This window comes from Pseudomonas sp. HMSC076A11 (genome assembly GCF_001810205.1).
GTDB lineage: Bacteria > Pseudomonadota > Gammaproteobacteria > Pseudomonadales > Pseudomonadaceae > Pseudomonas > Pseudomonas aeruginosa.
In genome coordinates, this window is record NZ_KV800316.1 from 152,092 (window position 1) to 166,892 (window position 14,801).

Consider the following 14,801-nt stretch of genomic DNA (forward strand, 5'->3'; position numbering starts at 1 on the left):
TTCATGACGGAAGCCCCGCTGTGTCCGATCCCCTTGCCCCACGTCCGCCGCTCACCGGCCTGATCCTTTCCGGGGGCGGCGCCCGCGCGGCCTACCAGGTCGGTGTCCTGGCCGCCATCGCCGACCTGCTGCCGGACAGCGCCGGCAATCCTTTCCCGGTCATCGTCGGTACCTCCGCCGGCGCCATCAACGCCGTTGGCCTGGCTTGCGGCGCCCTGCAATTCCGCCAGGCGATCCAGCGCCTGACCGCGGTCTGGCAGGGATTCCGCACCGAACATGTCTATCGCAGCGACTGGCCGGGCGTGACCCGCCAGGCCTCGCGCTTCCTCGGCCATAGCCTGCTCGGCCTGGGGCGGCGGGTGCCGGTGGCGTTGCTGGACAACCGGCCGTTGCATGAGCTGCTGGCACGTGAGCTGGATTTTTCCGGGATTCATGCGGCGGTGCGCCAGCGCCAGTTGCGCGCGGTGGCGGTGACCGCGTTCGGCTACGAGTCGGGGCAGGCGGTGACCTTCTACCAGGGGCGCGCGACCATCGATCCCTGGGTACGCCATCGGCGCCTGGGCATTCCCACCCGCCTGGAGCTTCGGCACCTGCTGGCCAGCGCGGCGATCCCGCTGCTGTTCCCGCCGGTGCGGATCAACCGCGAATACTTCGGCGACGGCGCGGTGCGTTCCCAGGCGCCCATCAGCCCGGCGTTGCACCTGGGCGCCACGCGGGTGCTGGTGATCGGCGTCAGCGGCAACCCGGCCACCGGTGGCGACAGTGCCATGACCGGCCTGCCGCCGTCCGACCGACCGCCGAGCCTGGCGCAGATCGGCGCCCACCTGTTGAACAGCACCTTCATCGACAGCCTGGAAGGCGACATCGAGCAGTTGCAGCGGATGAACCAGATCGGCCAGTTGGTGGCGCCGGAGGTGCGCCGCCAGGCGGGTGGGCTGGAGCCGGTGGAGGTATTGCTGGTGTCGCCGAGCCGGCCGCTGGACGAGATCGCCGCGCGGCACTACCGGGAGCTGTCGCGGGTGCTGCGGCTTTTCCTGCGCGGTCCCGGAGCGACCCGCGCCAGCGGGGCGGGGGTATTGAGCTACCTGTTGTTCGAGCGCGGCTATTGCAGCGAACTGATCGAACTGGGCTACCACGATGCGATGGGCAAGCGGGCGGAACTGGAGCGCTTCCTGCGGATAGAGCGGTAAACCTTATTCAGGACGGGACAGGCGGAAGGAAAAAACCGCCCCGAAGGGCGGCTCGCGCACGGCTCAGACGGCCAGGACACCGTCGCGATAGTCGCGTAGCGCCTGCTCGATTTCCTCGCGGCTGTTCATCACGAACGGACCGTACTGGACGATCGGCTCGCGCAACGGCTTGCCGGCGAGCACCAGTACCCGGGCGCCGGCTTCGCTGCGCAGGCTCAGTTCCCCTTCTTCGGACAGCCGAGCCAGGCGATTGGTGGCGATTTCCACCGGGCGTTCGCCTTCCACCGTCAGGCTGCCTTCGTAGACGTACAGCAGCACGCGATGGCCGTCCGGCAGGCGCGGGGCGATGCGGCCGCCGGCAGGCAGTTGCAGGTCGTAGTAGTGCGGCTCGGTGTCCGGCCTTTCCACGGCGCCGATCTGCTGCGCCTGGCCGTCGTCGAAGCGACCGGCGATCACCGTGACCTTCACGCCTCCGGCGGTTTCCAGGCGCGGCACGTCTTCCGGCTCGATATCGCGATAGCCGGCCGGGGCCAGCTTGTTCTTCGCCGGCAGGTTGACCCACAGCTGGAAGCCACGCATCGCGCCTTCCACCTGTTCCGGCATCTCGCTGTGGATGATGCCGTGGGCGGCGGTCATCCACTGTACGCCGCCGGGCTTGAGCAGGCCGCGATTGCCGAGGTGGTCTTCGTGGCGCATACGCCCTTCGAGCATGTAGGTCACGGTCTCGAAGCCGCGGTGCGGGTGCGAAGGGAAACCGGCGACATAGTCGTCCGGGTTCTGGGTATCGAACTGGTCGAGCATCAGGAACGGGTCGAAGCGTTCCGGGGAAGGGCCGCCGATCACGCGGGTCAGGCGGACGCCGGCGCCATCGGAGGCGGGGTGGCCGGTATGCAGTTCGAGGACATCACGGTAGCGGGTCATGGGAACCTCCTGGTTCGTGTATGGCTCGATGATAGTCCTCTGTGCTCGATATATGGATGCGAGTTTTGTGTGATTCCTATCGAGTTATTGGATTGTTTTGAGAAAAAGAAACCGCCGCACCAGGGCGGCGGTTCTTCGTCTTACTCGGCGATCTGCAGCTTGCGCGCCTCGGTATAGATGTAGCGCAGTTTCTCGTACTCGAACGGCGAGTTCATCTGGCCGTAGCGGAAGCTGGTGTTGTAGCGCTTGTCCACCACGCGCAGGGCGGTGATCTCCGGGTGGTCGCCGCTGGCCTGGGGAACGTTGAGGTAGTTCACCTGGTATTCGCCGACGTAGTCCACCACCAGTCCGCCGGTGTCGCGCAGGTTGGACGGGCCGAGGATCGGCAGCACCAGGTAGGGGCCGCTGCCCACGCCGTAGAAGCCGAGGGTCTGGCCGAAATCCTCGCTGCGCTTGTGCAGGCCCATCCTGGTCGCAGGGTCCCACAGGCCGAGCACACCGAAGGTGGTGTTGAACAGCAGCCGCGCGGTGGTTTCCATCGCCGCCTTGCCCTTCAATTGGGCGAGGTTGTTCAGCAGATTGGGCACGTCGCCGAGGTTGTCGAAGAAATTGCTCACGCCGCTGCGGACGAAGTGCGGGGTGACGTATTCGTAGCCTCGTACCACGGGCAGGAACACCCACTCGTCGAAGCGATAGTTGAAGTGGTAGACCCGGCGGTTCCAGGATTCCCAGGGATCGTACATGTTCAGTGCGTCGAGGGTGGCGCGCTCGAATTCGCGTTGATCCAGGCCGGGATTGAACTTGAGTTGGTCCAGTGGACGGCTGAAACCGTCGCCGTCGAGCTGGCGTGGCGGCAGTTCGGCCGGCGCGGCGGCCTCGTCGGCCTGGGCGCTGGCGGCAGCGCTCAGCAGAAGGGCGAACATCCAGTGTGCGGTTCGGCTCATCGATCAGTTTCCTGCCTGCTGGGTGAGGGCCGCGCTGGCGACCTGGGTCTGTCCGGCAGCGGGCGTGGCGAAGAAGTCCAGCATGTCCTGCGCGTTGACCTTGTAGTTGAGGTTGCCGCAGTGACCGCCATAGGGATAGACGGTCAGGCGTTCGCCGAAGGTCCGGCGGAGGAAGCCGAGGTCGCCCGGGCCGAGGATGACGTCGTCGGCGTTGTGCATCACGGCGATCTTCGGGCTGTCGTGCAGATAGTCCTGCAGCTTGTAGAGGCTGACCTGGTTGACCAGTTGGGTCAGGCTGCCGCCGTCGTAACGGGCTCGCCACATCGGGATCAGTTGCTCGGTCATGTAGCACTCGAAGTCGCACTGTAGCGCGCGCTTGAAGAAGGGCTCCAGGCTGGTGCCTTCGTTGATCGGGTAGTTCGGCGGGGTGATCAGGCCGCGACGGTTGACCAGGTCCGAGGTGAAGGCGATGTCGGCGGCGGAGAAGCGGAACGAGGTGCCGATCAGCATGGCCATTTCTTCGTTGCTCAGGCGTTGCTTCGACTGCTGGAAGTCGTAGAGCATGGCGTCGTTGATGTCGACGTAGCCTTTCTGCCGGAAGTAGCGGGTCAGCTTGCTCAGCACCACCTCGTAGAAGGTGCGCGAGTCAGTGATGCCCTTGACCTGGGTTTCCACCAGTTTGTCGAGGTTGCTCACCGAGGTGTAGAGGTTCACCGGTGGGTTGAGCAGCAGCACTTTCTTGAAGTTGAAGCTCCGGCGGCTTTCGTCGAGGTGGCTGACGAACGCGGCGTTCAGCGCCCCCAGGCTATAGCCGGTGAGGTAATAGTCGGTCACCGGCAGGTCGCGCTGCTGCGCGCGCACCGCCTGCATCACCCGGTACAGGTCATCGGCGTCGTCGCTGGAAAAGCCCGGTGTGGCGAAGCGCGAGGCGCTGGCCATGAAGTCCCAACTGGTCGGCGAGGACAACTGCACCACGTGGTAGCCGGCCTGGTAGAAGAGCTTCTTCAGGTATTCCGGGAAGCTGCTGGCGTAGTGGGCGCCAGTCCCGGCAATGATGAAGATCAGCGGCGCCGCATGATCCTGGCGGGCCAGGCGGTAGCGCAGCTTCTTCACCGGCCAGAAGTTGTCCGGCAGGGCGAACTCGCGCTCCGGGCGCAATTTCAGGCTGTAGTCCTTCTGGTCGATGTCCTCGCTGTGCGGAAGCTCGGGACGCAGTTCCGGCGGCGTGGTGGCGATGGTCGCCTCGAACGGGTTGGTCAGTGGATAGCCGTAGCTCGCGGCGTCCACGTCCCGGGCCTGCGCCAGATTGGCACAACCGAGGGCGAGGCCGCCGAGCAGGGCAGCGAAACGGAGGAAGTGGGGCATCGGGGGAATCCCTTCGAGGGAAAAGTACTGAGTGAATATACTGCCGCTATGACAACTGCAAGCCTCAGTAGTGCAGTGGGTTATTGCAGCCAGCGTTCCAATCGGTCTTTCCCGCCTCTTGCCGTGCCTCGCGAATATCCCTTCAGGCGTGGCGGTGCAGCCAGCCATGGGCGCTAGCCGGGCGCGGCGCGCCGTCTTTCTCGAAGCGTTTCCAGATCTTCTCGTGGAAGTAGAAACCGACCGAGTTGCACAGCGGCTCGACCGCCGCCACCAGCCCGCCGACCGCTATGCTGCCGGTCAGCGCATAGGCCACGCTGAAGGCGATGATGAAGTGCATGACGGTGAAGGTCAGGGTCTTGAGCATGGCTGCTCTCCTTTGATCGAGAATCATTCCTCTTTGGCGAAAGCCTATCCAGGCGCTCGGCCAAGCGGAAATCGGCCTGTCCAATCGAGTGCATAGAGCGCTTCGATCGCACTGTCTCGGAGCACATCCGCAGCGTGCCGCAGCGCAGTTCGAGGCATGTCGTTATCGGGTGCGATGGGTGTCGTTCTCAGAGCAGTCCGCCGTCCGGGCGCGCCGATGATGGACGGCGGCACCGCAGAGTGCCGCGACCGCCGGGGAGCGTCCCCGTCGGCATAGAACAAGGGGTACGTCTGATGCGAATGATGCGACGACTGTTGTGCTGGAGTGCGGGCCTGGCAATGTCGGCGGCTGTGGGGATGGCGGCCGCGGCGGACAAGCCGGTGATCACCATCGGTTACGTGGACGGCTGGTCGGACAGCGTGGCGACCACCCATGTGGCCGCCGAGGTGATCCGCGAGAAGCTCGGCTACGAGGTGAAGCTGATGCCGGTGGCGGCGGGGATCATGTGGCAGGGCGTGGCGCGCGGCAAGCTCGATGCCATGCTCTCGGCCTGGCTGCCGGGCACCCACGGCGCCTACTACGAGAAGATGAAGGATAAGGTGGTCAACCTTGCCATCAACTACCCGGACGCACGCATCGGCCTGATCGTCCCCGAATACGTGAGCGCCAACAGCATCGCCGACCTCCAGGCGCAGAAGGACGCTTTCGGCGGCCGCGTGGTGGGTATCGATGCCGGCGCCGGGGTGATGATCAAGACCGACGAGGCGATCAAGCAATATGGCCTCGACTACAAGCTGGTGGCCAGTTCCGGCAGCGGCATGATCGCCGAGCTGACCCGTGCCGAGAACGAGAAGAAGCCGGTGGTGGTGACCGGCTGGATTCCGCACTGGATGTTCGCCAAGTGGAAGCTGAAGTTCCTCGACGATCCGAAGAAGGTCTATGGCGATACCGAGCATGTCGACACCGTCGCCAACCCGGCGCTGGAGGCCAAGGCCAAGCCGGTCTGGGAGTTCCTGAAGAAGTTCGGCTGGAAGGATGGCAACGAGGTCGGCCAGGTGATGCTGGCGATCCAGGAGGGCGCCAAACCCGAGGATGCGGCGAAGCAGTGGGTGGCGGCCAACCCGGGACGGGTCAAGGACTGGGTGCAGTAGCACGGCTGGTTCGATCGGGGAACGCCGTGCCCGGGCAACCGGGCACGGCGTTTTTCCTTGCCGAAGGCTGGCTCCGGAATCTGCCGGAAGGCCCGGGAATACCGGTCTAGAGCGGCTGGCGAAACGCTACGACTAAAGTCGTCTGGAGCGCTTGCACCAGCGTCCTACAGTGGATATCGACGACATTCCGCGTCACCCCGCTGTGAGGATAAAAACAATGAACGACAGCATCTACCAGCGGATTGATACCAATCCGCGCTTCAAGGAGTTGGTGGCCAAGCGAGAGCGTTTCGCCTGGATACTTTCTTCGATCATGCTTGGCCTCTACGTGATATTCATCCTGCTGATCGCTTTCCAGCCGCAGCTGCTGGGCGCGCGTATCAGTCCCGATTCGTCCGTGACCTGGGGCATCCCGATGGGTGTCGGACTGATCCTTGCCGCGTTCATCCTGACCGGCCTGTACGTGCGTCGCGCCAACGGCGAGTTCGACAGCCTGAACCAGGAAATCCTCAAGGAGGCGCAGCAATGATCGCTCGTCTCCTTGCCGCGCTCGGCCTTGCGGCCTTCGCTCCGGCCCTCTGGGCCGACGCGCTGACCGGCGACGTGCAGCGCCAGCCGCTGAACGTCTCGGCCATCGTCATGTTCGTCGCCTTCGTCGGCGCGACCCTCTGCATCACCTACTGGGCATCCAAGCGCAACCGCTCGGCGGCCGACTACTATGCCGCAGGCGGCCGCATCACCGGCTTCCAGAATGGCCTGGCGATCGCCGGCGACTACATGTCGGCGGCATCCTTCCTGGGTATTTCGGCGCTGGTCTTCACTTCCGGCTACGACGGCCTGATCTACTCGATCGGCTTCCTGGTCGGCTGGCCGATCATCCTCTTCCTCATCGCCGAGCGCCTGCGCAACCTGGGCAAGTACACCTTCGCCGACGTCGCCTCCTACCGCCTCAAGCAGAAGCAGATCCGCACCCTGTCGGCCTGCGGCTCGCTGGTGGTGGTGGCGTTCTACCTGATCGCGCAGATGGTCGGCGCCGGCAAGCTGATCGAGCTGCTGTTCGGCCTCAACTACCATGTCGCGGTGGTCCTGGTGGGCATCCTGATGGTGCTCTACGTGCTGTTCGGCGGCATGCTGGCGACCACCTGGGTGCAGATCATCAAGGCCGTGCTGTTGCTCTCCGGCGCCTCGTTCATGGCGATCATGGTGCTCAAGCACGTCAACTTCGACGTCAGCACGCTGTTCTCCGAAGCCATCAAGGTGCATCCGAAGGGCGAGGCGATCATGAGTCCGGGCGGCCTGGTCAAGGATCCGATCTCGGCATTCTCCCTGGGCTTCGCGCTGATGTTCGGCACCGCCGGGCTGCCGCACATCCTGATGCGCTTCTTCACCGTCAGCGACGCCAAGGAAGCGCGCAAGAGCGTGTTCTACGCCACCGGTTTCATCGGCTACTTCTACATCCTGACCTTCATCATCGGTTTCGGCGCGATCCTGCTGGTCAGCACCAACCCGGACTTCAAGGACGCCACCGGCGCCCTGATCGGCGGCAACAACATGGCGGCGGTGCACCTGGCCGACGCGGTGGGCGGCAGCCTGTTCCTCGGCTTCATCTCGGCGGTGGCCTTCGCCACCATCCTCGCGGTGGTCGCCGGGCTGACCCTGGCCGGGGCCTCGGCCGTCTCCCATGACCTGTACGCCAGCGTGTTCAAGGGCGGCAAGGCCAACGAGAAGGACGAGCTGCGGGTCTCGAAGATGACCACCGTGGCCCTGGGCGTGGTCGCCATCGTGCTCGGCATCCTCTTCGAGAAGCAGAACATCGCCTTCATGGTCGGCCTGGCCTTCTCCATCGCCGCCAGCTGCAACTTCCCGGTGCTGCTGCTCTCCATGTACTGGAAGAAGCTGACCACCCGCGGCGCCATGATCGGCGGCTGGATGGGCCTGATCACCGCGGTGGGCCTGATGGTCCTCGGCCCGACCATCTGGGTGCAGATCCTCGGCCACGAGAAAGCCATCTACCCGTACGAGTACCCGGCGCTGTTCTCGATGATCGTCGCCTTCGTCGGTATCTGGTTCTTCTCCATCACCGACAAGTCGGCGGCGGCCGACGAGGAGCGGGCGCGCTTCTTCCCGCAGTTCATCCGTTCCCAGACCGGCCTGGGCGCCTCTGGCGCGGTGGCCCACTAAGCGCTACGTGAAGACGTAGCCCGAGGCGGCGGCCGGATTTCCGGTCCGCCGCCTTTCGTTTCAGCGTCCCGGTTACAGCGAGATGAGCCATGCCTGACAGTTTCAACTTCGCCTCGCCGCCCTTCGACCAGTTGCGTCCCCATCAGCGCGAGACCCTCAAGCAGGCCCTCAGCGTAGGCTACTACGCGCCGGGGGAAACCTTGCTGGAGGCCGGTTCGGCGGTCCCCGGGCTGTTCGTCCTGCTCAAGGGCGTGGTCGAGGAGCGCGGCGACGACGGGCGAGTGTTCGCCCAGTACGCCGCGGACGACCTGTTCGACGTCCGCGGGCTGTTTTCCGGCAGCAGCAAGCATCGCTACCTGGCGATCGAGGAAAGCATCGTCTACGAACTGCCGGCCAGTTGCTTCCACCAGTTGTGCGGGGAGAACCCGGGTTTCGCCCGGTTCTTCCAGGCCGACCTGGCGGCCAAGCGCCAGTTGGCCCAGCGCGACGGGCAGAACCTTGCCGAGTTCATCCTTACCCGCATCGCCCGCGAGCACTTGCTGCCGGCGCTGGAGGTGGAGGCCTCGCTGTCCCTCGGCGACGCCGCGCGCCTGCAATTGAGCCACGGCGCCGATGCCCTGCTGGTGCGGCTGGAGAGGGACGGGCCCGAGCTCGGCATCGTCACCCGCACCGACCTCATGAGCGCGCACTTCCGCGACGGGCGCAGCGAGCTGGAGGCGATCGGGCCGTTGGCCCATGGTCCGCTGGCCAGCGTCGAACTGGGCGATTTCCTGTTCGACGCGATGATCCTCATGACGCGCCAGCGTATCGAGCGGGTCGCGGTCACGGAGGACGGTCAGGTGATCGGCCTGTTGCACCTGACCCAGGTGCTCAGCCTGTTCTCCACCCATTCCCACGTCCTGGCGCTGCGCATCGCCCGCGCCGACGACCTCGGCGACCTGCGCCGCTGCGCGGAAACCCTGGACACCCTGATCGCTACCCTGGCCGGCAACGGTATCCGCCTGCGCTTCATCATGCAGCTGGTCAGCGCGCTCAACGAGCAATTGCTCGAACGGCTTTTCGAATTGTTGCTGCCGCCAATCCTGCGCGGGCGCTGCTGCTTGCTGGTGATGGGCAGCGAAGGACGCGGCGAGCAGTTGCTGAAGACCGACCAGGACAATGCCCTGGTCCTGGCCGACGATCTGCCGCAGGAACAGGCCCTGGCGATGATGCAGCGCTTCAGCGCGGCCTTGCTGGAGTTCGGTTATCCGCCCTGTCCCGGAGGGGTAATGGCCAGTCGGCCGGAATGGTGCAAGCCGCTGGCGGCCTGGCAGGCGGAGCTGCGCGGGACGCTGCTGGAGGGCAAGCCGGAGCAGCTGTTGCGCCTGTCGATCCTGGCCGATGCCTGGCCGGTGGCCGGCAACCTGCAGCTGTTCGAGCCGTTGCGTCGGCAACTGCGCGGTTTCGCCGACGGCGGCGAGCGCTGGCTGGCGGATATCGCGGCGGCGGCCCTGCAATTCGATACGCCGCTGACCTTCCTCGGCCAGCTGAAAACCCAGGACGCCCGCCTCGATCTCAAGCGCGGCGGGATCTTCCCCATCGTCCACGGCATCCGCACCCTGGCCCTGCGCGAAGGCCTGGAGACCCGCGGGACCCTGGCACGGATCGAGGCGCTGAAGCGACACAAGGTCCTCGAAGCACGCCTGGCGGACGACCTTAGCGAGTCTTTCGAGCTGTTCCTGCAACTGCGCCTGACCCGCCAGTTGGCCGGCCAACGCGACGGTCGCCAGCAGGGCCTGGACGTCAGCGGCATGAGCCGCCACGATCGCGACATGCTGCGCTACGGCCTGCATGTGGTGAAGAAGTTCAAGCAGAGCGTGGCCCGTCAATTCCACCTGGAGACCCGATGAACACCATGGTCAAGTTGCCCGACAGCCGCTGGCCGGGCTGGCGCCGCCGGCTGTATTGGTGGATGCACGAGGCGGTCGAGGCGGAGGAAGTGATCTCCCTCGATCTCGAGACCACCAGCCTCGACCCGCGTCGTGCCGACATCCTCAGCATCGGCGCGGTGCTGGTGCGGCGCGGCAAACTGGTCATGGGCGAGCGCCTGGAACTCTACGTCGAGCCGCCGCCGAGCCTGGATGCGGAGTCGATCCGCATCCACAAGCTGCGCCGCGCCGACCTGGAGGGACAGTTGCAGCTGGAGCAGGCCCTGCGCCAGGTGCTGGCGTTCATCGGCGACCGACCGCTGCTGGGCTACTATCTGTCGTTCGATGTCGCCGTGCTGAACCGGCACCTGCGCCAGCTCCTCGACCGACAGTTGCACAACCCCTCCATCGAGATTTCGTCGCTGTACCACCGGAAGGTCAGCCGGCATTTTCCCGACGCACACATCGACCTGCGCTTCGACACCCTGGCGCGGGCCCTGGATGTGCCGGTCAGCGGTCGCCACACCGCCCTCGGCGACGCCCAGGCGGTGGCGCTGATGTTCATGCGCCTGCTCAAGGGGCCGGCGCCCAAGGTCATCCACTGAGGCTGGAGGGCGCGGATTTATTGAATCTTCGTTGCTCGGCGGGGGTCGAGAACTACAAGGGCGGAATCTGCCGCCCTTTGCCCCATGAGCCGAACAGGAGCGACGCCCATGAGTCTCGGTACGATTCTTCTGATCATCCTGATCCTGCTGCTGATCGGCGGCCTGCCGGTCTTTCCTCATTCGCGCAACTGGGGCTACGGGCCCTCGGGGATCGTCGGCGCATTGCTGGTGGTGCTGTTGGTCCTGTTGCTGCTGGGCATGATCTAGGGCCCGATCGGGAATGCCGTCGTGGTTGTCCGCCGTCCCGACGGGTATCGGCGGATAACGCCTCCGGCGTTATGCGCCCTACGCGGAGGGTTTCCCTGCTTTCGCTCCGCCCTGGGGTAGGGCGAATAACCGCATCGCGGTTATCCGCCGTTGCGACGGGTATCGGCGGATAACGCCGTTGGCGTTATGCGCTCTACGTAGGATGGATCGAAGCCTTCGCTTGGTGAAGGGCGGTTTCATCGCGGGTCCGCCGGGCGCTTTTTTTCCATCGACCGGCTTCACTTGCCTTGCGTCTCGCGCCAGACTGGCGCGCATGCCGATCCAGACGCTTGCCACCCTTGCCGATATCGACGCCGCCGAGTGGGACGCCTTGCTGCCTCCCGCCCAGCCATTCCTGCGTCATGCTTTCCTGTCCGCGCTGGAAGACAGCCACAGCGTGACGCCCGCTACCGGCTGGCGCCCGGCTCATCGCGTGCTGCGCGATCCGCAAGGGCGGCTGTGCGCGGCGCTGCCGGCCTATGTGAAGGCGCACTCGTACGGCGAATACGTGTTCGACTGGAGCTGGGCCGACGCCTGCCAGCGGGCCGGTATCCGCTACTACCCGAAGCTGCTGGTAGGGGTGCCCTTCACCCCGGTCGCCGGTGCGCGCCTGCTGGGCGAGGACGAAGGGTTGCAGGGGCTGCTCGCGTCCCTTGGCGAGGAGGCCGAGGCGAGCGGTCTGTCGAGCATCCATGTGAATTTCACCGACGCCCGGGCGGACACCTTGCTTGCCGCGCGTGACGGTTGGCTCGAACGCCTGGGTTGCCAGTACCACTGGCACAACCGCGGCTATCGGGACTTCCAGGACTTCCTCGAGGCCCTCAGTTCGCGCAAGCGCAAGCAACTGCGCAAGGAGCGCGAACAGGTCGGCGGACAGGGCATCGAGTTCGAATGGCGGGAAGGCGGCCAGTTGTCCGAACTGGAGTGGGATTTCGTCTATCTCTGCTACGCCAACACCTACCTGGTGCGCGACCGCGATCCCTACCTGAGCCGCGAGTTCTTCGGCCTGCTGGCCGAGCGCATGCCGGAGGCGATCCGTGTGGTCTTCGCCCACCAGCGTGGCAAGCCGGTGGCGATGGCGTTCAGCCTGGTCGCTGGAGATACCCTGTACGGGCGCTACTGGGGATGCCTGGCCGAGTTCGACCGGCTGCACTTTGAGACCTGCTTCTACCAGGGCCTGGAATTCGCCATCGGCGCCGGCCTGGCGCGCTTCGACGCCGGCGCCCAGGGCGAACACAAGCTGATCCGCGGTTTCGAGCCGGTGCTGACGCGCTCCTGGCACTACCTGGCGCATCCCGGTCTGCGCGATGCCGTGGCGCAGTTCCTCGAACAGGAGCGGGCGGGTGTGCGCGCCTACGCCGAGGAGGCCCACGGCCTGTTGCCCTACCGCCAGGCCTGAAGGGGGCCGGAACGATAGGGCGTGGCGTCCGCTCAGCCGTTGCTGGTGCTGCCGCCCCATTCGAGGAAGCGGATCTTGTGCAGCTCGCCGCTATGGTCCTCGTAGACCACGGTCACCGGCACTACGCCGGTCCTGGTCGAATTGTCGGTACGGTGCAGGACATTCTTCACGTCCAGTTGCATGCCGTAGTGGTATTCCTCGACCGGCAGGCCGCGGCCCGGGTCCTTGTCCACGTCCTGGGCAAAGGCCATGGGGGCGAGGCTGGTGATGACGGCGGACACGACAGAGGCAAGTTTCATTCTGTGATTCTCCGTAGCGATGGGGCGAAATCCCCGGTACCGAGCACTGGCATCCTTGGTCGTCCGTGGCCGACGCCAGGTGGACGGGGACGATGCGGCAGGCGTCGGGATCGAGCCGGGGCACGGGTTCGATAAGAACACCGTTTCGCTGGCGGAAAAAATCGAAGCGCGTGCTAGTCGAGATCGACGGCGGTGATGATTGCCGCGAAAAGGCCCGTTGCAGAGCCTTTGACAAGGTCACCCAGGCCGGGCGGCGCGAGCCGCCGCCCGGTGCCGAGGCTTCAGTCGACGCCGACGAAGCCGCCGGTCTGGTGTTGCCAGAGGCGCGCATAGAGGCCGCCATGGGCGAGCAACTCGGCATGCGTGCCGCTTTCGGCGATGTGGCCCTTGTCCAGCACCACCAGGCGGTCCATGCGCGCAATGGTCGACAGGCGGTGGGCGATGGCGATCACCGTCTTGCCCTGCATCAGGGTCTCCAGGCTTTCCTGGATCGCCGATTCGACTTCCGAGTCCAGCGCCGAGGTCGCTTCGTCGAGGATCAGGATCGGCGCGTCCTTGAGCAGCACCCGGGCGATGGCGATGCGCTGGCGCTGGCCGCCGGAGAGCTTCACTCCGCGTTCGCCGACATGGGCGTCGAAGCCGCGGCGGCCCTCGGCGTCGCTGAGCAGCGGGATGAACTCGTCGGCGCGAGCCTTGCGCACCGCTTCCATGAGTTCCGCGTCGCTGGCGCCGGGGCGGCCGTAGAGCAGGTTGTCGCGGATCGAGCGGTGCAACAGCGAGGTGTCCTGGGTGACCATGCCGATCTGCGCGCGCAGGCTTTCCTGGGTCACCCCGGCGATGTCCTGGCCATCGACCAGGATGCGTCCGCTCTCCAGGTCGTACAGGCGCAGCAGCAGGTTGACCAGGGTCGACTTGCCGGCGCCGGAAGGTCCGACCAGGCCGATCTTCTCGCCGGGCCGGACCTTCAGGTCGAGACCCTGGATCACGCCGCTGCCCTTGCCGTAGTGGAAGGCGATGTGCTCGAACTCCACCTCGCCGCGCTCTACCCGCAGCGGCTGGGCGTCCTCGCGGTCGACCACCTTGCGCGGCAGGGCGATGGTCTGCATGCCATCCTGGACCTGGCCGATGTTCTCGAAGATGCCGCCGACCACCCACATGATCCAGCCGGACATGTTGTTGATGCGGATCACCAGCCCGGTGGCCAGGGCGATGGCGCCCACCGAGATCAGCTCCTGGCTCCACAGCCACAGGGCCAGGCCGGTGGTGCCGGTGATCAGCACGCCGTTCATCACCGTGATGGTCACGTCCATGGAGGTCACTACGCGCCCGGCGCGTTGCGACTTGAGGGTCTGGTCGCCGATCGCTTCGCGGGCGTAGTCCTCTTCCTGGCGGGTGTGGGCGAACAGCTTCAGCGTGGTGATGTTGGTGTAGCCGTCGACGATCCGCCCCATCAGCTTCGAGCGCGAATCCGAGGCCTCCACCGAGCGGCGCTTGACCTGGGGAACGAAGTAGGCGAGGGCGCCGACGTAGGCGAACACCCACAGCACCAGAGGGATCATCAGGCGCCAGTCGGCCTCGGCGAACAGCACCAGGGCGCTGACGGTATAGATCAGCACGTGCCAGAGGGCGTCCACCACCTGCACCGCCGAATCGCGCAACGAGTTGCCGGTCTGCATGATGCGCTGGGCGATGCGCCCGGCGAAATCGTTCTGGAAGAAGCCGAGGCTCTGCTTGAGCACGTAGCGGTGGTTCTGCCAGCGGATCAGGTTGGTCATGCTCGGGTTGATGCTCTGGTGCACCAGCATGTCGTGCAGGGCGTTGAACAGCGGGCGCAGGACCAGCGCCACCACCGCCATCCAGATCAGTTCGTTGGCGTGCACGCGGAAGAATTCCGCGCTGGGCGTGCTCTGGGCGAGATCGACGATGCGGCCGAGGTAGCTGAACAGCGCCACCTCGATCAGCGCGACGATCAGGCCGACCACCAGCAGGGCCAGGAACACCGGCCAGACCTGGCGCAGGAAGTAGACATAGAAACGCAGCACTTCGCTGGGCGGCATGCGTTCGGAAGCGCTGCGGAACGGGTCGATCAGACGTTCGAAACGACGATAAAGCATGATGGCTCTCTTCTGGAGCGGGCCCGTCCTGGGCCCGCCGGATCAAGCCCCTGCG

The 14,801-nt window shown here is 65.6% G+C and carries 14 protein-coding genes; 8 read left to right on the forward strand and 6 right to left on the reverse strand.

The features are described 5' to 3' along the window. Positions 1 to 20 precede the first annotated feature (20 nt). Positions 21 to 1,190, forward strand: coding sequence for a patatin-like phospholipase family protein (locus tag HMPREF2716_RS22885; RefSeq protein ID WP_003091575.1), 1,170 nt, complete (start codon positions 21 to 23; stop codon positions 1,188 to 1,190). A gap of 63 nt (positions 1,191 to 1,253) precedes the next feature. Here HMPREF2716_RS22885 and HMPREF2716_RS22890 read toward each other — a convergent pair whose 3' ends face one another. The 4 genes from HMPREF2716_RS22890 to HMPREF2716_RS22905 form a co-directional block, all read right to left on the reverse strand. Further along, positions 1,254 to 2,111: a pirin family protein gene (locus HMPREF2716_RS22890; protein WP_003116397.1), complete on the reverse strand. Its 858-nt coding sequence runs from the start codon at positions 2,109 to 2,111 to the stop codon at positions 1,254 to 1,256. A gap of 140 nt (positions 2,112 to 2,251) precedes the next feature. Next, positions 2,252 to 3,055 carry an MlaA family lipoprotein gene (locus tag HMPREF2716_RS22895; protein ID WP_003114806.1) on the reverse strand — a complete coding sequence of 268 codons (804 nt, stop codon included), beginning with the start codon at positions 3,053 to 3,055 and terminating at the stop codon, positions 2,252 to 2,254. Between the two features lie 3 nt (positions 3,056 to 3,058). Continuing rightward, positions 3,059 to 4,420: an alpha/beta fold hydrolase family protein gene (locus HMPREF2716_RS22900; protein WP_003114807.1), complete on the reverse strand. Its 1,362-nt coding sequence runs from the start codon at positions 4,418 to 4,420 to the stop codon at positions 3,059 to 3,061. A gap of 142 nt (positions 4,421 to 4,562) precedes the next feature. Further along, complete coding sequence (locus HMPREF2716_RS22905; RefSeq protein WP_003091551.1) at positions 4,563 to 4,784, reverse strand: DUF2061 domain-containing protein; 222 nt, start codon at positions 4,782 to 4,784, stop codon at positions 4,563 to 4,565. 293 nt (positions 4,785 to 5,077) lie between these two features. Here HMPREF2716_RS22905 and HMPREF2716_RS22910 point away from each other — a divergent pair, with 293 nt between their 5' ends. The 7 genes from HMPREF2716_RS22910 to HMPREF2716_RS22940 all read left to right on the forward strand — a co-directional run bounded on the left by HMPREF2716_RS22910 (position 5,078) and on the right by HMPREF2716_RS22940 (position 12,333). Next, entirely contained in the window at positions 5,078 to 5,935 is an 858-nt protein-coding gene (locus HMPREF2716_RS22910; RefSeq protein WP_003114808.1) for a glycine betaine ABC transporter substrate-binding protein, read from the forward strand. Between the two features lie 217 nt (positions 5,936 to 6,152). Beyond that, positions 6,153 to 6,464, forward strand: coding sequence for a DUF485 domain-containing protein (locus HMPREF2716_RS22915; protein WP_003091547.1), 312 nt, complete (start codon positions 6,153 to 6,155; stop codon positions 6,462 to 6,464). Further along, on the forward strand, positions 6,461 to 8,116 hold the full coding sequence (locus HMPREF2716_RS22920) for a cation acetate symporter (RefSeq protein WP_003091546.1): 1,656 nt from the start codon (positions 6,461 to 6,463) through the stop codon (positions 8,114 to 8,116). The genes HMPREF2716_RS22915 and HMPREF2716_RS22920 overlap by 4 nt, the downstream gene beginning before the upstream one ends. 89 nt (positions 8,117 to 8,205) lie before the next feature. Beyond that, positions 8,206 to 10,005 (forward strand): CBS domain-containing protein, encoded by a 1,800-nt coding sequence (locus tag HMPREF2716_RS22925; protein WP_023517839.1) that lies wholly within the window; start codon positions 8,206 to 8,208, stop codon positions 10,003 to 10,005. Then, positions 10,002 to 10,628 carry a 3'-5' exonuclease gene (locus HMPREF2716_RS22930; RefSeq protein ID WP_003114810.1) on the forward strand — a complete coding sequence of 209 codons (627 nt, stop codon included), beginning with the start codon at positions 10,002 to 10,004 and terminating at the stop codon, positions 10,626 to 10,628. The genes HMPREF2716_RS22925 and HMPREF2716_RS22930 overlap by 4 nt, the downstream gene beginning before the upstream one ends. A gap of 108 nt (positions 10,629 to 10,736) precedes the next feature. After that, positions 10,737 to 10,895, forward strand: coding sequence for a DUF3309 family protein (locus HMPREF2716_RS22935; protein WP_003091542.1), 159 nt, complete (start codon positions 10,737 to 10,739; stop codon positions 10,893 to 10,895). 313 nt (positions 10,896 to 11,208) lie between these two features. Beyond that, a complete protein-coding gene (locus HMPREF2716_RS22940) occupies positions 11,209 to 12,333 on the forward strand; it encodes a GNAT family N-acetyltransferase (protein WP_003114811.1) in 1,125 nt (374 codons plus the stop codon). A 32-nt stretch (positions 12,334 to 12,365) separates the two neighbouring features. Here the strand turns inward: HMPREF2716_RS22940 and HMPREF2716_RS22945 are convergent, their stop codons facing one another. Together HMPREF2716_RS22945 and HMPREF2716_RS22950 are read right to left on the reverse strand one after the other, a co-directional pair. Then, positions 12,366 to 12,632 carry a DUF2790 domain-containing protein gene (locus HMPREF2716_RS22945; RefSeq protein WP_003091540.1) on the reverse strand — a complete coding sequence of 89 codons (267 nt, stop codon included), beginning with the start codon at positions 12,630 to 12,632 and terminating at the stop codon, positions 12,366 to 12,368. A 281-nt stretch (positions 12,633 to 12,913) separates the two neighbouring features. Continuing rightward, positions 12,914 to 14,746, reverse strand: a complete 1,833-nt coding sequence (locus tag HMPREF2716_RS22950; protein ID WP_003109184.1) for an ABC transporter ATP-binding protein — start codon at positions 14,744 to 14,746, stop codon at positions 12,914 to 12,916. Between the last annotated feature and the right edge of the window lie 55 nt (positions 14,747 to 14,801).